Below are 17,910 nucleotides of genomic sequence, written 5' to 3' on the forward strand. Positions count from 1 at the left end.
GTTAGTGATGAGGTGGAGGATGATCAGCATAATTGTTCAAACGTTTTAATGATGAAGTCGCCTCCCGAATGAAAATTTACTCAAAAAAGAAATCGCAAAAAAAGGAATCAAAACCCAAGAAAAAAGCATTACCCTATCATAATACGGGTATCCTGAAAACAAAAACCCCAAACCATTGGCAAAACAATAAAATCTGAACAATTCAACTTCAAATTCTTTGAATACTAATCCAAACAAATATCCAGCCAAATAAACAATTAAAGGCAACAATGATGCTAATAAAAAATAAAACTTAAACCCAACCACATAATCCTCTGCGCTCACCAAAGGATCGAAACTTGTTATGATATCAAGATATATAAAAGTCCTAAAAAGATCACTTGTGTAGTAGCCGAAATCAAGCACATAAAAAATAACAAAAATCACATAGATGGCTAGCGTTGGGACTAAGGCGCGGAAAATTTTTAACGCAAGTAAAGGAAAAAAATAAAATAAAAAAGTAGGATGAAATAAAGATGCAACAATGATGTTAATAATCTTATCGCGAAAATCCTGCTTTTCATTAAAATAAAAGAAATTGGTTAAAAATAGATAACTAAAACCAAGCCCTTGTCTTAAAATAAAATCAGACAAGCTTTGGTACGGTGGGAAAAAAAATATACCCAATACAAACAATAAAATCAGAATTTTTTTTTGAGTTATTTTTAAAGAAAAACGCATTAATGAAAAGTAGAGCATAAAAAAAAGAAAAAATCTAAACAGCACAAACGGTATTCCGAGCACCGAGAATAAATAAGACAGAAAATAATATCCAAATGAGGCAAGACCGAATATCTCTTTTCCTATATACTTTTCGTGGTAATTTTGTAAGTCGCCGCCATAGGTGCTTGATCCCCAATCGAAAAATATAGCAAAAAAAACAAGGCACAAAAAAATCTGCGCAAAATAATTTGCAGCCTTTTTTTGAGAAAATTTCATAAATTTGAAATTACTTTCGATCCTGCAAAATATTAAAATTTCGCGCAAAAACAGAAATAACCCCATACGCTATGGCCTTGATGGTTATTTTTGCGGCAACCTTCGGCGTCATACTGCCAATATACCTCAATAAGGCAGTATTGTATTTAAGCATTTTATCTGCCCTTTTTAATATATTGGATCTGCTACTCAGCCTATCATCTCCCTTGCTTCTATACACTCGCACAGCCTCTTTTGAAACATAGGCTCGCCCCCCTGAATGCAATATTTTTATATAAGACAATGACTCGCAGCCACGCAATTCCTCGTTATAGATGTGCCGAAGGAATGTTGTTCTTTTTACTACTGGCAAGCATTCTCCGGGTGTGCCTTTGTTCAAAATATATCTGAAATCTATACTGCACTCCGCACTTGCGCTACCTATTAAGACACCAGAGATCTCATCTATGCATCTAAAAAATATCATGTCGAACTCTGCGAGGCGTTTTAACTCATCTTGAATTATTTGACCTGCATTTTGCAAGAAAAAATCATCAGAATCCATAAAGACCAGCCAATCACCACGCGCAGCAAAAGCTCCGATGTTCTTCGCTCCAGTAACACCATGATTTTCTTTTAGTTTAATAATTTTTAAAGTTCCAGATACAATTTCTTTAGCATACTTCTCTTGCAAATATTCGACAGTTCCATCCGTCGATGCATCATCCACTACTATAACTTCATACGCATGGCCTTCAGATACAAAATTTAGGGAAGAATCCAGCGAACGAGCAATCAAGCTTTTTCGGTTATAGGTCGGAGTAATTATTGATAATTTCATTTAAATAGGCGATCTAAAAAATTTGATATATCTATAAGTCCTTAAAAAATTCATCACCACAGACGGACGAAAAAACTCCAAAAGCAACTTTAAACCCAATGCGACATCTTGATTGTTTTTTATATTTATTAAGGCTGTTTTCAAAAAAAGCACCCCAAGGTCACTCGAATTCTCTGGATATTCCTTCAGAAGCATCCTGAGATTTCTCAGGAATGTTTCCTTGATCTTCGGACTCTGCGTTAATCCGACTCCAGAACGATATACACCCAAAACATCATTCAGATATACACCAGTTCCATGCGATAAGTTTACCACATTGAGAAAAAAATCCATAAAATCCTGCGACGGATAATATTTAGGCAGCGTATTTTTTCGGAAACACTTTGAACTATGACAGGCTATACTCCCCAGCATCATAAGATCTCGCTGCGTAAAAACATGTTTCCCTATTTTTTCTAAATCTATTAGATCATCATAAAAAATTGATGATTTTTCATCCAATATTTTCATCCGATGCCATACAACTACACAGTCACTGTTATTATCCAGAACATCGACCTGGGCCTGTAATTTGCCTGGCAAAGCGTAATCATCTCCATCCATATGGCATATATAATCAGCCGATGCCGCTGTATAAACAGCAATGACATTCCTGCAAGGACCTAAATTTTTCTCATGGAAAATTGGTTTAACTATATTAGGATACTTTTCTTGAAATTGGCGCACAATCTCTCGCGTTCCATCCGTGGAACAATCATCCCCTACGATAATCTCAAAGTCAAAATTCGTTTTCTGATCCACAAGGCTTTGCAGACATTGCCCAATGTATTTCTCCTGGTTATACGTAACCACGCAAACGGAGACTTTTGGTCTTCTTTCCATTCTGCTCGTGTCTTCTATTTTTTTCTCAACCTGCGAATTCATTGGCTTTTCTCCCAAACCTTACCCGCCCCGCAAAGGCATAACACAATAGCAACAGCACCATCCCCGCAGTCATCAGCTCTGCAATTAAAAGAATGCGGTTGTCTGTCCAGTGCATGCACAGCAGCGCGGCAATTGTACACAAAAGTGCTGGGGCGACGGGTTGAAAAATATCATGCAACAGCCATCTGGCATGCATGCCTGGAGCGAATTGGCGGTGCACCAGTGGCGTCCACAAGAATAAATATATCGCATTGGAAACGAGCCATGCCCAACCCGCGCCCGTCATGCCATGGTGCATCGCGGCCCATACCACAGAGGGGATGAGCAAGCCTACAAAGCCGATGTTACCTATGAGGTGCAGGCGCAGGTTGCCTTTGGCGTATTGCAGATAGTACGGAAACGCGCTCACGGCCAGAATGCCGTAGCCTACCGCATACAGCGTGAGCACGGGGGCGGATTTGGTCATCAATTCGGCGTTGCCCGTCCAAGCCCATAGCACTTGCGCAGGGAAACAAGCCAACACCAGCGCCGCCGGCGCGGTCACCACAGCTACCATTCGCGTAGCTTGGCGGTATAGGGCGATCAGTTCTGCTTCTTTGCCCTCCGCCTGAAGGCGTGACATACGCGGCAAAATAGCGCTGCTGATGGGGCCACCTAGAATGGAGATGCCACTGGCCACCAGCACGGCGACGGTAAAGTAACCATAGTCGGCCAACGGCAAAATTTTGGAGAGCAGCAGCTTGTCGGTCTGCGTGACCAGCACCCACACCGACGAGGTAAAGGCTATGGTCAACGAGAATTTGAGCATGGGCTTGAGCGGCGCCCATTGCCACGCAAGGCGCTGACCCGCGGGCAGCGGCGGCAGCAGCCGGTGCGCCAGCAGCATGAGCCCACCAAGTTCCAGCACGGCCACGCCGAGCTGGTAGCCAAAAAATGCCTCAGGCGTGGCGCTTACATACATCAGCAATGGAAGCACGCACACAAAGCGCAGCGTGGCAATGGCGGCATTGAAGGCGCTGAGCCATACCAGCCGCTCGGAGCCGCTGACCACGCCGCGATACAGGCCGCACATCCAGCGCAACGCCACGGCCAGCCCCATGAGCTGGAGCGCCAAGTTGACTTGTGCAGTGGGTAGATGCTCGGCACGGAGCCAGTTGGCGCCGATGAGCGGCGCACATGCACACAACACCGCCCCGCCTACCACCGCCACCACCAAAAAAATGCCTTGTAGCGCGCGCACGAATTGGCGATATCCTACGGCATCGAGTGCCCCACCCCGAAAACGCGCCGTCTCGCGCGCCACAGTGGGCGTGAGTCCCAAATCCAGCAGGTTGAACCACGCCTGCAGCATGGCAAAAAACCCCACCAAACCATACGCCTCTGCCCCCATGTAGCGCAGATACAACGGCACCACGACAATGCCCACCAGTGTGACGTAGATCTGGCTGGCGTAGGTGGCAAGGATGTTGGTTTTGAGGGTCATTGGACCAGAGATTGTAAAAAGCGCTTCTCAACCTCCAATAGATCGCGCTTGCGATCCTTGATTCTGCGTGCCGGATTTCCCGCATAAATGCCGAATGCCTTGCAATCGCGATTGACGAGGCTAAGGGCGCCAACGGCTACGCCCTCTTCGAGCGTCACACCGGGTAAAACGACGCTGCCACTACCGATGATCACATGTCGGCCAAGCCAAACGTCGGCATGAGTTACGCCGGTATATTCAGTGGGAACCGTTGGATTGGTCAAGGCTGCGCCTGAATAGTCATCACTGCTTGAATAGATTGATACTTTAGACGAGAGACCACTAAAATCCGAAAGGGTTATTCTCCCTTTGCCAATCAGGGAAGAAAAAACCGCGATATGCACATAATTGCCAATGATGATTCCCCCGTCTCCAGCCGCCAGTACACAAAAGTCGTCGATCCGGACATGGTTTCCCAAAGTGATGCGGCTGATGCCGTAAAATGACGCTCGATCGGAAATCTGAACGTTTTCTCCCACGGCAGCAAATCCCATCGCGTCAATGGCATCACGGCTCAACATGGGCATGATTCAGGCACCTCGGACAAGATCAATGACGCGCTGTTGGTCGGACGGTTGTAGCGCGGGATAGATCGGCAAACACAGCACCTTGTCTGCCATGGCCGCAGCCACGGGCAGATTGCTGCGTGCGGCCGAGGGCAGGCCGCGGTACATGGGAAAATCCGAGATCAGCGGGTAGAAGTAGCGCCGAGCGTAGATGCCATGCTCTTTGAGTCGTTCATAGAGCGCGTCGCGGCTCAGTGGATAGTCCGGTTCGACGAGGATGGGAAAATAGGCGTAGTTTCCAACTTTTTCCCCTGCGTCGGGCAAGCAGCGGATGCCGGGTACGTGCTGCAGGGCTTCGCGGTAACGTGCGTCGATGCGCCGGCGTGCGTCGATGGCAGCATCGATATGCTTGAGTTGCAGCAGACCGAAAGCGGCGTTGATCTCGCTCATCTTGCCGTTGATGCCGGGCGCGACGACGGTAACTTCATCGACGAAACCGAAATTCTTGAGGTGATCGATACGCTGCTTGGTCTTGGCGTCGGGGCTGACGATGGCACCGCCCTCGAAGGTGTTGAAGACCTTGGTGGCGTGGAAACTTAGCACCGAGAGATCGCCATGACGCAGGATGCTGCCGCCCGCGTCTTGCACGCCGAAAGCATGAGCAGCGTCGTAGATAACCTTGAGATTGTAAATATCGGCAATTCGCTGAATGGCAGCCACGTCGCAGGGATGCCCATAGCAATGCACGGGCAGGATGGCGGTGGTGTGCGGCGTGATGGCGGCTTCAATCTTAGTTGGATCAAGGTTGAATGTGTCCGGGTCGATATCGACGAACACGGGTTTGATGCCGTTCCACAACAGTGCGTGCGCGGTGGCGACGAAAGAATACGGAGTGGTGATGACTTCGCCGGTGATGCGCAAGGCTTGCAGGGCGGTGACCAAGGCTAGGGTGCCATTAGCGAACAAGCTGATGTGCTTCACGCCAAGGTAGTCACAGAGTTCTTTTTCGAGCTGTTGGTGAAAGGGACCACCGTTGGTGAGAATTTTGTTGGCCCAGATTTGCTGCAGGTAAGGGATAAAGTCTTCGAGTGGCGGCAGGTGGGGTTGGGTGACGTAAATGACTTGCGGGGTGGCGGATGGGGTGGTCATAATGGGATTACCTTGCAAATTCTTCGATGAAACGCAGCAGGTATTGGCCATAGCCGGTTTTGGCCAGCGCCATGGCTTGACGGTGGAGCTGCGCGGTGTCTATCCAGCCTTGACGCCAGGCGATTTCTTCAGGGCAGGCGATTTTGAGGCCCTGGCGGCGTTCGAGCGTGGCGATGAACTGACCGGCATCCAGCAGACTGTCATGCGTGCCGGTGTCCAGCCAGGCGTAGCCGCGGCCCATGATTTGCACGTTGAGCTGGCCGCGCTCAAGATAAACTTGGTTGACAGAGGTGATCTCCAGCTCGCCACGGGAGCTGGGACGCACGGCGCGCGCGATGTCCACCACTTGGGCGTCGTAGAAGTAGAGGCCGGTAACGGCGTAGTTGGACTTTGGCGCCTTGGGCTTTTCTTCGATGCTGATGGCGCGGCCTTGGGCATCGAAGGAGACGACGCCGTAACGCTCGGGATCTTGCACGTGGTACGCGAAGACGGTGGCGCCCTGGCTGCGCTGCGCTGCGTGCGCGAGCAGTTCAGGAAAGTCTTGGCCGTAGAAGATGTTGTCGCCGAGCACGAGTGCCGATGGGCTGTTGCCGATGAAGGCTTCCCCGATCAAAAACGCCTGCGCGAGCCCGTCGGGGCTGGGTTGCACGGCATAGTGCAGCTGCATGCCCCACTGACTGCCGTCGCCCAGCAGTTCGGCAAAACGCGGTGTGTCGTGCGGGGTGCTGATGACGAGCACCTCGCGGATGCCCGCGAGCATGAGCGTGCTCAGCGGGTAGTAGATCATGGGTTTGTCGTACACGGGCAGCAGTTGTTTGCTGATGGCAAGCGTTGCCGGATGCAGCCGCGTGCCAGCGCCACCAGCGAGGATGATGCCCTTGCGGCGGGGATGCGGCGGGTTTGGGTTCATGGATTCTCCCTGGTCTGTTCTTTTCGATTACGCACCACACTGCCGCGCCACCCACTCCCGATAGGCGCCGCTTTGCACGCGCTGCACCCAGTCCGGGTGGTCCAGGTACCGCTGCACGGTCTGGCGGATGCCGGTCTCGAAGGTCTCGGCCGGGCGCCAGCCGAGTTCGCGCTCGATCTTGCGCGCATCGATGGCGTAGCGGCGGTCGTGGCCAGGGCGGTCGGGCACGTGGGTGATCTGCTCGCGGTAGGATCGCCCGTCGGCGCGCGGGCGCAGTTCGTCCAGCAGCGCGCAGATGGCGTGCACGATCTCGAGGTTGGGCTTTTCGTTCCAGCCGCCGATGTTGTAGGTCTGGCCCACGCGGCCTGCGGCGAGCACGCGGCGAATGGCGCTGCAGTGGTCGAGCACGTAGAGCCAGTCGCGAACTTGCTGCCCGTCGCCATAGACGGGCAGGGGTTTGCCCGCCAGGGCGTTGACGATCATGAGCGGGATGAGTTTTTCCGGGAACTGGTAGGGGCCGTAGTTGTTGGAGCAGTTGGTGGTGAGCACCGGCAGGCCGTAGGTGTGATGCCAGGCGCGCACCAGGTGATCGCTGGCGGCCTTGCTGGCGGAGTATGGGCTGTTGGGCTGGTACGGATGGGTCTCGGCGAAGGGCGGATCGCCGGGGCCCAGGGTGCCATAGACCTCGTCGGTGCTGACGTGCAGGAAGCGAAAGGCGGACTTCTCGGCCTGGGGCAACGCGCTCCAGTGGGCGCGCACGGCCTCCAACAGGCGGAAGGTGCCCACCACGTTGGTCTGGATGAAGTCCTCCGGACCGTGGATGGAGCGGTCGACGTGGCTCTCGGCCGCGAAGTGCAGCACGGCGCGTGGGTGGTGTTCGGCCAGCAGCCGCTCGATCAGGGCGCGGTCGCCGATGTCGCCCTGCACGAAGATGTGGCGCGCGTCACCGTCCAGCGCGGCCAGGTTGTCGCGGTTGCCGGCGTAGGTGAGCTTGTCCAGGGTGACGACGGGCTCGTCGCTGTGCGCCAGCCAGTCGAGAACGAAATTGCTGCCGATGAAGCCGGCACCGCCGGTGACGAGAATCATGACCTGTTGCGTTCCACACCAAAGTACTCAAGATACCATTGCACGAACTTGATGACACCTTCGTGCACTGGCGTCTGGGGCCGGTAACCGGTCAGCCGCAACAACAGCGTGCAATCGGCCCAGGTGGCGGGTACGTCGCCGGTTTGCATGGGCAGGTAGTTGCGGATGGCTTTTTTGCCCAGCTCCGCTTCGATGGCTTCGATGAAGTCGAGCAGACGCACCTGGTTGGAGTTGCCGATGTTGACCACACGCCACGGCGCGGCGGGGCTGAGGGTGTCACCTTCGATGGGTTGATCGCGTTGATCCAGCGGCGGTGGGGGCACGTCGATCAGCAGCCGGATGGCGCGCACGAGGTCCGCCACGTAGGTGAAGTCCCGGTACATGTCGCCGTGGTTGTAGATGTCGATGGGCGTGCCTTCGAGAATGCCCTTGGTGAATTTGAAGAGCGCCATGTCCGGTCGCCCCCAGGGGCCGTAGACGGTGAAGAAGCGGAACATCGTGGTAGGCACGCCGTGGATGTGGGCGTAGGCGTGCGCCATGGCCTCGTTGGCTTTTTTAGTAGCCGCGTAGAGGGTGAGAGGCGTGTCGGTTTTTTGGCTCTCTACAAAAGGCATGTCGGTGTTCGCGCCATATACGCTGCTCGTGGAGGCCATGAGCAAATGGCGAGGCTGAAGGGCCCTGGCAATTTCCAACAGGTTGGCGGTGCCTACAAGGTTGGCGTCGATATAGGCGCGGGGGTTTTCCAGGCTGTAGCGCACGCCGGCTTGTGCCGCGAGGTGGACGATGACCTCGGGCTGCGCGGCACGCACGGCGGATTCGAGCGCGGGAGCATCTTCCAGCATCGCCTCGGTGGCCGTGAAACCGGGATATTCGCTCAGGATGGCATGGCGCCGGCGCTTGAGATTGACGTCGTAGTAGTCGGTGAGGCCATCGTAGCCATGGACGACATGGCCTTCCTCCAGCAGCAGCCGCGCAAGATGGAAACCGATGAATCCGGCGGTGCCGGTAATGAAAACACGCATGGTCACAACCTTCCATCAACGGATTCAGGAGGAAGCACGTGCTTCACATCGTAGAGCACCCCATCCTCTTGCAGCCATGCCCTTATCGCCCCTGCTCCCATCTCGCGGTATTGCCGGTGCGCCACGGCGAGCACGATAGCATCGTAGCTGCCGAGCCGGGGTTTCTGGGTGAGTTCGAGGCCGTATTCTTGCCACGCCTCTTCCGGGTCGGCCCAGGGGTCGTGCACGTCGACCTGCATGCCGTAGTCTTGGAGCTCGGCGATGAGGTCGATCACGCGAGTGTTTCTCAGGTCGGGGCAGTTTTCCTTGAAGGTGAGCCCGAGGATGAGGGCGCGGGCGCCTTCGACGGGGCGGCGGCGCTTGATGAGGAGCTTGACCACGCGCCCGGCGACGTAGGCGCCCATGGCGTCGTTGAGCCGGCGCCCGGCGAGGATGATCTCGGGGTGGTGTCCGACTTCCTGCGCCTTGTGCGTGAGGTAGTAGGGGTCGACGCCGATGCAGTGTCCACCGACCAGACCGGGGCGAAACGGCAGGAAGTTCCACTTGGTGCCGGCTGCCTCGAGCACGGCCTGGGTGTCGATGCCGAGCCGGTTGAAGAGGATGGCGAGTTCGTTGATCAGCGCGATGTTGACGTCGCGCTGGGTGTTTTCGATCACCTTGGCGGCTTCGGCCACGCGAATGCTGGGGGCTTGGTGGGTGCCGGCGGTGATGATTTCGCGGTAGAGGGCGTCGACCCGTTCGGCGGCTTCGGGCGTGGAGCCGGAGGTGACTTTCTTGATGGTGGGAAGGCGGTGCTCGGGGTCGCCGGGGTTGATGCGCTCGGGGCTGTAGCCGACGGTGAAGTCGCGGTTGAAGACGAGGCCGGAGGCGCGCTCCAACACCGGCACGCAGTCTTCTTCGGTGCAGCCGGGATAGACGGTGGATTCATAGATGACGAGATCGCCCGGCTTGAGCGCTTTGCCCACCGTTTCACTGGCCGCGAGCAGCGCGGTGAGATCGGGACGCTTGTGCCGGTCGATGGGCGTGGGCACCGTGACGATGAAGACGGTGCAGCGCGCGAGCTCCGCCGGGTCGTCGGTGAAGCGGAGGTGACGGGCGGCGGCGAGTTCTTCGGCGGAGACTTCGCGCGTACGGTCGAGCCCGCGGCGCAGTTCTTCGATGCGGCTGCGCTTGAGGTCGTAGCCGATCACGGGGCGGCGCTTGCCGAATTCGACGGCCAGCGGCAGGCCGACGTAGCCGAGGCCGATGAGGGCGATGGAATCTGCAAAGTTCACGGATGTTTTTCCTTTCTCACGCCGACGCCTGATAGCGATACCGGCTTGCGCTGTAGTAATACCGGTTGCCATAGCGGTAACCGTAGCGGCTACGGGTGTCGAGCGCGTTGACGATCAGACCTTTCACATTGACGCCATTCTGGGCAAGGCGCGCGAGTGCGGCGGTGGCTTCGCCGTATTCCGTGACCCCGGCGCGGCAGACGAGGAGCGTTGCGCCGGCAAGGTGCGTGATGATGACGGCGTCGGTAACGGCGAGCACCGGCGGGGTGTCGACGATCACCAGGTCGAACGTCTCGCGGGCTTCGTCGAGGAGCGCCTGGAAGCGGGGGTGCATCAGCAGCTCGGCCGGGTTGGGCGGATAGCGCCCGGCGGTGAGGAGGTGCAGGTCGTTGGGGCCGAGGCGATGCAGGGCATCGCGCCAGGGGAGATCGCCGGCGAGCACTTCCGAAAGGCCGGGCGAGCGCGAGAGGCCGAAATAGCGCTCGATATGGCCCTTGCGCATGTCGGCGTCGATGAGAAGCACCTTGGCTTCGCCCTGCGCGGCCACCAAGCCCAAATGTACGGAGACGAAGGATTTTCCCACCCCCGGCGCTGGACCCGTGACCGCCAGCACGGGGCGTGCGTCGTCGAGCAGGGCGAAATGTACCGCCGTGCGCAGAGAGCGGAAAGATTCGAGCGCGGGGTCGTCGTTTGCCACCACCTCGGTGAGGAGCGGCAGTTTTTCTTCTTTGCTGCGGCTGCGGCGCATCTGCTTGACGAGCGCGGGCACTTCGGGGATGGTGGCATAGACGGGGCGCCCGGTGGTTTCTTCCAGCTGGGCGACGTTGTGGATTTCCTGGCGCAGCATGCGTTGCACGAGCACGACGCCCACCCCCAGCATGAGCCCCAGCATGCCGCCGATGGCCACGATCAGGGGTTTTTTCGGCTTCACCGGCTTCGGATTGGTGATGGCTTGATCGAGGATGCGTACGGTGCCTACGGTGCTCGCCTGAACCACTTCGAGTTCCTGCTGCTTGGCGAGCAGCTGGGTATAGACGTCGTTGGCGATTTGGACGTCGCGCGTGAGGCGGATGAGCTCCTGCTGGCGGTCGGGGAATTTCTTGATCTGCTTCTCGATCGCGGCCCGCTCGGCCTGCAGTTTGTCCTTTTGTTCGATGAGCGCTCGATAGATGGGGTAATCCGTACGGAATCGCTTAGAGAATTCGGCTTCTTTGAGGCCGATGTCCTGGAGCTTTCTTTCCACCTCGGTGAGCCGCTCGATCACGGCCTTGGTTTCTTCGTCGATCGCGACCGTGCCTTGCTGCTGACGAAAACGGTTGAGGGCCACTTCGGCTTCGGTAAGCTGGCGGCGCAGTTCCGGCAGCCGGGTTTTGATGAAGGCGATGCTGTTGGCCGCCTCCTGGGACAGACGCCGCACGTTTTGATCGTAATAGACCTGGGTGATCTCATTGAGGATGGCTCGAGCGCGGGCCGCGTCGGGATCCAGGTAGGAGAGTTCGATCACGCCCGTTTTCTTGCCGCGCTCTTTGACGGTGAGCTGATCGAGCAGGTTGGAGATGGCCTGGTAGGGGCTGAGCTTGGACACCGCGAAGCGCACCCCGTCGTGGCCCAGGAGTTGTTCGACTTTGATCGCCCAGGGCCCTTGCTGGATGAATTCGCCTACTCTGCCCTGGATCACGGGTTCGTCGTCGGCGAGCAGCTCGAAGCTGTCCGCTCCGGTCTTACGCAGGAGCAGATTTTGATCCACCCAATCGTCCGGAACGTTGAGCAGCGAGAGCTGGGCTTTTTCGCCGCCCCAGGCCCATCGGCTGCTCAGCCACGGATCCCGCACCGGGGGCTCGTCTGCTTCCGGCCGGTATGTGCGAAAGACATAGCGCCCGATGAGGGGGAAAGTTTTTGGCTGGACCTGAATGTCGAGCCCCAGGGAATCCACCACTTTGCCGAGCACGAAACGGGATTTGATGATCTCGATCTCGGCCTCGGCTCCAGTGTCGAATGCTCCCGACGGATCCATGGCGGCGAGCTGGTCGAAGAGGGGAAGGCTCGGCTTTTTCTTTTCCACCTGCACCAGGGCATCCGAGGAATAGATCGGCGTGGCAAAAATGGCATATGCCGCGCTCAGCAGGAGCACCAGGGCAGTGAGCGAGAAAATCGTCCATTTACGGGCCGCGAGCGCGGCGAAGAGTTCGCGCAGGTCGATTTCGTCGTTTTCTTGATACGGAGGCTGGGGAAGCGCCGCTTCGGGGAGTACTTGCTGATTCATTACGCTCATTCACTTCACGCCCAGTCGGCTGGCCCAAGATTCTACCGCGGTTTCGACTTGTATCAAGCATTGCTCATGAATTTCTTCGGGCTGGCGGTAGGGGTCGATGACGTCGCTGCGGTCGGTCCATTGCGTGATCAGAAATACCCGGCCGCGCACGAAGGGCCAGCGCCCGAGGATTTCGTCGCGCTGCGCCGCTTCGGCCACGAGAATGAGCTCGAACGCGCGCAGGATGGGCTCGACAAGCTGCTGCGCCCGGTGATCGGGATGATCGACGCCGGTGCGTCGCTGCATCACGCGGCGCGTGGTCTCGTCCATGGATTGGCCGACCAAGGCGCCGAGCCCGGCCGAGCCAACGCGAAACGTCTGCGGCAGGCGAGCGCGTAGCAGGGCTTCGGCCGCCGGTGAACGGCAGATGTTGCCCGTGCAGACGGTAAGAAGGGAATGAAACGGCAGGCTCATCGATCGATCTCCTTGAATCTTTGATGATACCACTGCATATCTCGGCCATCCGAAATGGAGTAGAGATCGAGCGGCAGCGAGAGGCGCTGGCCGCCGTCGCGCGTGAGCGGCGTCCACACCAGGGTGGTGCTGCGGCGAGAGGATTTGGTGAAGAATCCGTCGAACGGCAGGGTGAGGTAGAAGCCTTTGTCGAAACTACCCTCGCCAAAGGCTTTGGTGCTGGCATCGGTGATCGTGGCCCACACGCCCACTTCCACGCCGGAGGCGAAGCGGCGCGAGAGATCGAGCGTGCCGCCGATGTCCTTGGCGAGGTAGCGCCCAACGCTGAGCTTGGCGAGGATGTCCGTATGGGGTTCGCGGTAGTAGCCCGTGACGTGACCGGTGATCGTGTCGTAGTCGCGCAGACCGAGCGTGGCGCCGAAATCGCGTTGCTTCACCCAGTTGAGGTTGGCGCCCACGGCCCATTCCGAACCGATGGGGCGGTAGAGCCATTGCCCGCCTGCTCCCGCATACATGTACTCGAGCCAGCCGAAGTACACGCCTTGGAAGATGTCCTCGCCGAGTTTGTCGACGCGCGAGAGGTAGAGGCGGTCGGGGATCAGCTTGGAGGTGGTGAGGTAGCGGCGAATGTCGGTGCGCACGCGCGGCAGGCCGCTGGGCCCGTCGTAGCGGAACTTGTCGAAATTGTCGAGCACGCGCAGCGCCATGACCGAACCGAGCCGCCAGCGGTCGGTGAGCCAGTAATCAATCCCGAGGTTGGCCGTGAGGCTATAGAGGTAGAATGAGTCGGGACCGCCGATGTTCTGGATGAGACCGGGCGCCATCCAATACTCCAGGCGCGAGGGTTCTTCTTCGTAGAGGATCTGCTCGGGTGCTTTCGTCGGTGCGGTGACGTCGAAGCCTCGGTGCAGGTCGGGAGCTTCGCTGCGGCCTTCCACGTAGTCCCGCACTTTCTGCCGCGACACGCCCGATTCCACCATGCCGAGCTTCAAGGGTTCCTGAACGAGCGCAAAGGAGCGCACGTCCTCGCTCACCGTGGCATCCAGGGCTTGCGCGGCGCGAACGTCTCCCTTGGGCGTGTCGCGATAGCGGATGTGCTCACCATAGAGCGCCACTTCCCCATGGGGCCGAAGGGCAACACGCTGCACCGCAAAGCCGCTCGATTCTTCGACTTTCTTCACTACTTCGGGCCAGTTTACCTGCTGCACTTGGGCCGGCAGCGGCTGTTCGGGAGTACGGCGCACCGGCGGGGGATCGAACTTGGGTTGTTTCCAGTCGTCGGCCAGATTCAACGATATCTGGATGCCCACCATGGCCGTGTTGCCTCGCTCCCAGCCGAGGGAAAAGCGCACGCCGGGCGAGTAGCGGTATTCCAGCCCTAGGTTGAAGGGGGATGAAGTCTTTTGCGGGTTGTTGAGGGGTTCGTGCTTGTAGTCGTTGCCGTCGTATTCGGCTTTGAAGGCGAAGCGTCCATCGCCAGGCTGCCAGACGACGCCAAAAAAGGGGCTTACCGGACCGCGGAACCATTGGTCGAAGCCGAACTGGTCCGTGGCGCCGGAGATTTTATTCGCGCCCGGCCGGGTTTTGAATTTGTCGCTCAGCCAGCCTAGGGGATTGTCGAAGTCTCCTCGTGCGCCGACGTAGCCCCAGCCCAGGCCGGCGGTGAAATCGAGCGTACTCCAACGCTTGCTGGCGGCGAGGTATTCTCCGCTGAAAAGGCCGGTACCGCCGAGATCGCGCCAACCCACGGCGATTTGCGGCAGGTAGCGGCTCTCTTCCCACAGGCGCACACGCAGGTCGATGGATTTGTCTTTGTACGATTGGCTGCCGGAGAGATTTTTCGGGCCATACGGGCGGTTGCGAATGTCGGTGTAGCGAAACCCGCCTTCGATCCATGGCAAAGGGGTAACGAACACGCTCAAGCGCAGGTAGGGGTCGACGTGGCTCATCGTGACGGCGAATTGGCCGGCTTCGTCGAAGCGCGCCGAGGGCATCTGCAGCATTCCCGGTTCGCCCCAGTCGTTGCGCGAAATCCAGGCCTGGGGCTCGGCCGCGAGCGCGGGAATCATGCCGAAAAGAAAAGGGCTCAGCCACGCCGTTCGCTTCACCAGCGCACCTCACCGTTGAGCCAGGCCGCCAACTGCGGCAGCACGGGCGAGGCCTGCCACCAGCCGTATTCCGGCAGCACGAGGGTGCCCGGCATCAGGCGGGGGCGCGATTCGTTCTCGTTCCACGCGGCCACCCCCACGCGCTGGCGCACGCCATCGGGGCGTACCAGCCAGGCATGATCGGCTTGGGCGCGCGGGGTCGCCATCCAGCCGTATTCCTGAAGCACTTTGCCCGGGGTGAATTCAGCCAAAAGAAGGGTGCCATCGGGCGCCAGCCAATAAATGCCTTGGGGCCGAGGGAAGAAGACGAGCCGATCGCCTGCGGCGAGCAGGCGATCTTCCCAGGGGCGGACTTCCAGCGCTTCGGCATCCCAGCGATAGTGGGGGGTGCGCTCGCACACGGGGAGCGCCTCGAGCCACTGGGCGACGCGGCGTGGCGGGGAGTCTTCGGGCGCTTGGCGCAAGGCGTAGAGGAGCGCCGCTTTGGCTAGGCGGTGGCGCGTTTCCCCGACGGTGCGACACCAGCGCGTGGCCGGCAGAAAGGATTCTGGATGGGCTTGCTTGTGCTCGCGCAAGGCGCGAGAGAGCGGCATTTCTTCCTCGATCCGCACTTCGGCCACCGGCGGGGGCGGCCAGGAGGCGGGCGACGCGGAAGTTTGCCCTTCGGCCCGAAGGCTGACCGAAACGCCAAGCGCACACCAGAACACGAAGGCGCACCTGGCTTTCACGGCCGCTCTCCTGCCTTGAGCCAGCGCAGTTCCCACGCGGGTTGCTTGGGATGCAGCCACACCAGCGCACGGCGAGGCCGGCAGGCAGCATCCAGCCAGTAGCGGTTGGTTCCTTGCCATTTCAGCAGAGGAACCGAGAATGTTTCTTCGATGGGGGCGTCGGCCGAAGCTCGGGGCGCAACGTCGCTGAGGCGATGCAGCGACCAGAGGTCTTCGGCGGGGTAATCCAACCAGTCTTCGCGATGCTGGGCTTGACCGGTGAGGCAAGCTTGGCGGATGGGATCGAAGCGCCAGTGCTCGAGGGAAACGGGTTCAAGGATGAAGTCGAAGGCGGTGTCGGTGGCCTTGGTGAGGCGCACGGCGCTGGTGCGCACGCTCTGCCCGCCGACGAACCAGTAGAGGGAGGCGGTTTGCGGCTCCACCCTCCCCAAGACGGCCTGCGCCCACAATGCCCCATCGCTGCGGCGCAGGACGAGGCTATCGTAGGGCAGCGGCTTGGGCGCATAGGCCGGCGGGCCGGAGAAGAGCTGGCGCACCGTGGCCAGCGCCGGGTCTCCCTCAGGCGAGGAACTGCAACCGACGAGGCAGAGCGCCGTCGCGAGCATCACGGCCCTTCCTATACCCATCCTCATCGTTAATTTTGTAGATTGTCAGCTGTTGTGAGGAACAGGAGGGAGGGGAAGAATGAACTGACCAGGCGGTTCCAACGCGTGATCTGGGCTGGGCCGACAAAAACGATGTCTTGCGGCTCCAGAGGGAAGCTTCCCGCCAGGGCGAGTTTCGAGGCCGAGGCCGCTTCGAGGCGATATACCACGCGGGCCGTCTGCATGTGGGAATCGAAGGCGCGAATCACGTAGATTTCCCGCCCGCTGGCCGTATCCTGACGCACGCCGTTGGCTTCCCCGAGGGCTTCCATCAAGGAGATGGATTTACGCCCATAGCGGATCACGGTGGGCTTGGACACTTCGCCCATCACGAAGATTTTCTTGTCTTCGGTGGTGGGAACATGGACGCGATCGCCATCGCGCAGGAGGACTCTGCCCGCCAAAGGTTGCAGGGCATCGAGGTCGATTTGGTAGATCCGATCGCCTCGAACGAGGGAAACCCGTGAGGCATCGGCTTGAGGGGTGAGCCCGCCGGCAGCGCCGAATGCTTCGGCTAGGGTGAGCGGTTTGCGCGTGAGCGCCACTCTGCCTGGTTTGGCCAGCGCCCCCGTGATCGTGACATGGCGACTGTCGAACTTGACCACGGAGACATCGACCTGCGGACTTTGCAGAATGGGCTTGAGGGCCGCGGTGATTTTGTCGCGAGCTTCCCCTTCTGTGAGCCCCGCTACCGCAATTGCACCGACATAAGGCACGAAGATGGTGCCATCGGCTTGAACGACTTGGGTACCCACCGGCTGGGAGATGTCTTGCCCACCGACCTGCACCGTGGGCAGATTCGGCATCATCTCGGGCACCCCCCAGAAGGTGACCATGAGGGAATCGTTGACGCCGATGCGATAGGGGTGACCGTTTTCTTCGAGAAGTTCTTGCGGTACCGAGGGCTTACGCTTCTCTTCTTCGGAGAGGGCATATACCAAACGATCGGTGATGGGGATGAACGCCACGTCGCCCTGCTCTTCCGAGCCGGGCTCCATCACCAGACCAGGCGCCAAAGCACAGCCGCCGAGCCAACCGACCAGCAACAGCGGCCAAAAAAACCCGAACCTTTGCCACTGCGGCTGCATCCTCGAACCTGCCATGCTTCGTCGCCTTCTTGCTTGATGAGTTAGGGATTAGTACCTGTCGAGCCGGTCGTTCCGGTCGTTCCGGTCGAGCCATGACCGCCCCCGCCGCCTCCACCGGCAGCAGCCGCGGCAATGCCAACGGCGGCGGCAACGCCGATCACTGCAGCTTCATTGAGCTGCCCTGCTCCAGCTCCTGACGCAGCCTTGCCATTTTCCGCCGCTTTAGGTTCAGCTGCAGAATCAGATTCTGTTGTCGTTGCCCCCTGAGCCCAGGATGTAGAAATCATGCCAAGCATCAAAATCGATGCAAGCAATTTTTTACTGTACCTCATAGCACTCTCCTTGCCGTGGAAACCGCCCATCCCCATATGGGTGGTTTTGTCATTATATATCATCATGACCTGTCGTGGATGATTGGACTTGCTC

Annotated in this window: 17 protein-coding genes; all 17 read right to left on the reverse strand. The window is 58.1% G+C overall.

The window, feature by feature from the left end; translation table 11 throughout:
- Nucleotides 1-45: 45 nt before the first annotated feature.
- From H607_RS13050 to H607_RS13070, 17 genes are read right to left on the reverse strand one after another with little or no spacing between them, the layout of a single operon-like run.
- Nucleotides 46-978, reverse strand: a complete 933-nt coding sequence (locus H607_RS13050) for an EpsG family protein (RefSeq protein WP_157381261.1) — start codon at nucleotides 976-978, stop codon at nucleotides 46-48.
- A gap of 10 nt (nucleotides 979-988) precedes the next feature.
- Complete coding sequence (locus H607_RS13055) at nucleotides 989-1,798, reverse strand: glycosyltransferase family 2 protein (protein WP_083961893.1); 810 nt, start codon at nucleotides 1,796-1,798, stop codon at nucleotides 989-991.
- Nucleotides 1,799-2,722 (reverse strand): glycosyltransferase family 2 protein, encoded by a 924-nt coding sequence (locus tag H607_RS13060; protein ID WP_083961894.1) that lies wholly within the window; start codon nucleotides 2,720-2,722, stop codon nucleotides 1,799-1,801.
- The gene (locus H607_RS0102630; protein WP_037989374.1) at nucleotides 2,706-4,205 is read right to left on the reverse strand and encodes an oligosaccharide flippase family protein; all 1,500 of its coding nucleotides are present in this window, start codon (nucleotides 4,203-4,205) and stop codon (nucleotides 2,706-2,708) included. The genes H607_RS13060 and H607_RS0102630 overlap by 17 nt, the downstream gene beginning before the upstream one ends.
- Nucleotides 4,202-4,771 (reverse strand): acyltransferase, encoded by a 570-nt coding sequence (locus H607_RS13065; protein WP_083961895.1) that lies wholly within the window; start codon nucleotides 4,769-4,771, stop codon nucleotides 4,202-4,204. The genes H607_RS0102630 and H607_RS13065 overlap by 4 nt, the downstream gene beginning before the upstream one ends.
- A 3-nt stretch (nucleotides 4,772-4,774) precedes the next feature.
- Nucleotides 4,775-5,899 carry a dTDP-4-amino-4,6-dideoxy-D-glucose aminotransferase VioA gene (gene vioA, locus H607_RS0102635; RefSeq protein WP_028874148.1) on the reverse strand — a complete coding sequence of 375 codons (1,125 nt, stop codon included), beginning with the start codon at nucleotides 5,897-5,899 and terminating at the stop codon, nucleotides 4,775-4,777.
- A gap of 7 nt (nucleotides 5,900-5,906) precedes the next feature.
- Complete coding sequence (gene rfbA, locus H607_RS0102640) at nucleotides 5,907-6,809, reverse strand: glucose-1-phosphate thymidylyltransferase RfbA (RefSeq protein WP_028874149.1); 903 nt, start codon at nucleotides 6,807-6,809, stop codon at nucleotides 5,907-5,909.
- 27 nt (nucleotides 6,810-6,836) lie between these two features.
- On the reverse strand, nucleotides 6,837-7,895 hold the full coding sequence (gene rfbB / locus H607_RS0102645) for a dTDP-glucose 4,6-dehydratase (protein ID WP_028874150.1): 1,059 nt from the start codon (nucleotides 7,893-7,895) through the stop codon (nucleotides 6,837-6,839).
- A complete protein-coding gene (locus tag H607_RS0102650; RefSeq protein WP_028874151.1) occupies nucleotides 7,892-8,917 on the reverse strand; it encodes an NAD-dependent epimerase in 1,026 nt (341 codons plus the stop codon). Before H607_RS0102650 ends, rfbB begins: the two co-directional genes overlap by 4 nt.
- A gap of 2 nt (nucleotides 8,918-8,919) precedes the next feature.
- The gene (tviB, locus tag H607_RS0102655) at nucleotides 8,920-10,191 is read right to left on the reverse strand and encodes a Vi polysaccharide biosynthesis UDP-N-acetylglucosamine C-6 dehydrogenase TviB (protein WP_028874152.1); all 1,272 of its coding nucleotides are present in this window, start codon (nucleotides 10,189-10,191) and stop codon (nucleotides 8,920-8,922) included.
- Nucleotides 10,192-10,207: 16 nt separating this feature from the next.
- Complete coding sequence (locus tag H607_RS11405) at nucleotides 10,208-12,463, reverse strand: polysaccharide biosynthesis tyrosine autokinase (protein ID WP_083961897.1); 2,256 nt, start codon at nucleotides 12,461-12,463, stop codon at nucleotides 10,208-10,210.
- A complete protein-coding gene (locus tag H607_RS0102665) occupies nucleotides 12,464-12,916 on the reverse strand; it encodes a low molecular weight protein-tyrosine-phosphatase (RefSeq protein WP_028874153.1) in 453 nt (150 codons plus the stop codon). It abuts the gene before it with no gap.
- On the reverse strand, nucleotides 12,913-15,024 hold the full coding sequence (locus H607_RS0102670; protein ID WP_157381262.1) for a YjbH domain-containing protein: 2,112 nt from the start codon (nucleotides 15,022-15,024) through the stop codon (nucleotides 12,913-12,915). The genes H607_RS0102665 and H607_RS0102670 overlap by 4 nt, the downstream gene beginning before the upstream one ends.
- Nucleotides 15,021-15,752 (reverse strand): capsule biosynthesis GfcC family protein, encoded by a 732-nt coding sequence (locus H607_RS0102675; protein ID WP_028874155.1) that lies wholly within the window; start codon nucleotides 15,750-15,752, stop codon nucleotides 15,021-15,023. The genes H607_RS0102670 and H607_RS0102675 overlap by 4 nt, the downstream gene beginning before the upstream one ends.
- Entirely contained in the window at nucleotides 15,749-16,357 is a 609-nt protein-coding gene (locus H607_RS0102680) for a hypothetical protein (protein WP_028874156.1), read from the reverse strand. The genes H607_RS0102675 and H607_RS0102680 overlap by 4 nt, the downstream gene beginning before the upstream one ends.
- A 29-nt stretch (nucleotides 16,358-16,386) precedes the next feature.
- Nucleotides 16,387-17,499 (reverse strand): polysaccharide biosynthesis/export family protein, encoded by a 1,113-nt coding sequence (locus H607_RS0102685; protein WP_083961898.1) that lies wholly within the window; start codon nucleotides 17,497-17,499, stop codon nucleotides 16,387-16,389.
- Nucleotides 17,500-17,525: 26 nt separating this feature from the next.
- Entirely contained in the window at nucleotides 17,526-17,882 is a 357-nt protein-coding gene (locus tag H607_RS13070; RefSeq protein WP_211218450.1) for a hypothetical protein, read from the reverse strand.
- Between the last annotated feature and the right edge of the window lie 28 nt (nucleotides 17,883-17,910).

This window comes from Tepidiphilus margaritifer DSM 15129, from assembly GCF_000425565.1.
Taxonomy (GTDB): domain Bacteria; phylum Pseudomonadota; class Gammaproteobacteria; order Burkholderiales; family Rhodocyclaceae; genus Tepidiphilus; species Tepidiphilus margaritifer.

Bases quoted from the DNA above. Each gene is read 5' to 3' on its own strand.
- H607_RS13050 (WP_157381261.1), bottom strand. From the start codon at position 978: ATGAAATTTTCTCAAAAAAAGGCTGCAAATTATTTTGCGCAGATTTTT.
- H607_RS13055 (WP_083961893.1), bottom strand. From the start codon at position 1,798: ATGAAATTATCAATAATTACTCCGACCTATAACCGAAAAAGCTTGATT.
- H607_RS13060 (WP_083961894.1), bottom strand. From the start codon at position 2,722: ATGAATTCGCAGGTTGAGAAAAAAATAGAAGACACGAGCAGAATGGAA.
- H607_RS0102630 (WP_037989374.1), bottom strand. From the start codon at position 4,205: ATGACCCTCAAAACCAACATCCTTGCCACCTACGCCAGCCAGATCTAC.
- H607_RS13065 (WP_083961895.1), bottom strand. From the start codon at position 4,771: ATGCCCATGTTGAGCCGTGATGCCATTGACGCGATGGGATTTGCTGCC.
- vioA (WP_028874148.1), bottom strand. From the start codon at position 5,899: ATGACCACCCCATCCGCCACCCCGCAAGTCATTTACGTCACCCAACCC.
- rfbA (WP_028874149.1), bottom strand. From the start codon at position 6,809: ATGAACCCAAACCCGCCGCATCCCCGCCGCAAGGGCATCATCCTCGCT.
- rfbB (WP_028874150.1), bottom strand. From the start codon at position 7,895: ATGATTCTCGTCACCGGCGGTGCCGGCTTCATCGGCAGCAATTTCGTT.
- H607_RS0102650 (WP_028874151.1), bottom strand. From the start codon at position 8,917: ATGCGTGTTTTCATTACCGGCACCGCCGGATTCATCGGTTTCCATCTT.
- H607_RS11405 (WP_083961897.1), bottom strand. From the start codon at position 12,463: ATGAGCGTAATGAATCAGCAAGTACTCCCCGAAGCGGCGCTTCCCCAG.
- H607_RS0102665 (WP_028874153.1), bottom strand. From the start codon at position 12,916: ATGAGCCTGCCGTTTCATTCCCTTCTTACCGTCTGCACGGGCAACATC.
- H607_RS0102680 (WP_028874156.1), bottom strand. From the start codon at position 16,357: ATGCTCGCGACGGCGCTCTGCCTCGTCGGTTGCAGTTCCTCGCCTGAG.
- H607_RS0102685 (WP_083961898.1), bottom strand. From the start codon at position 17,499: ATGGCAGGTTCGAGGATGCAGCCGCAGTGGCAAAGGTTCGGGTTTTTT.
- H607_RS13070 (WP_211218450.1), bottom strand. From the start codon at position 17,882: ATGATGATATATAATGACAAAACCACCCATATGGGGATGGGCGGTTTC.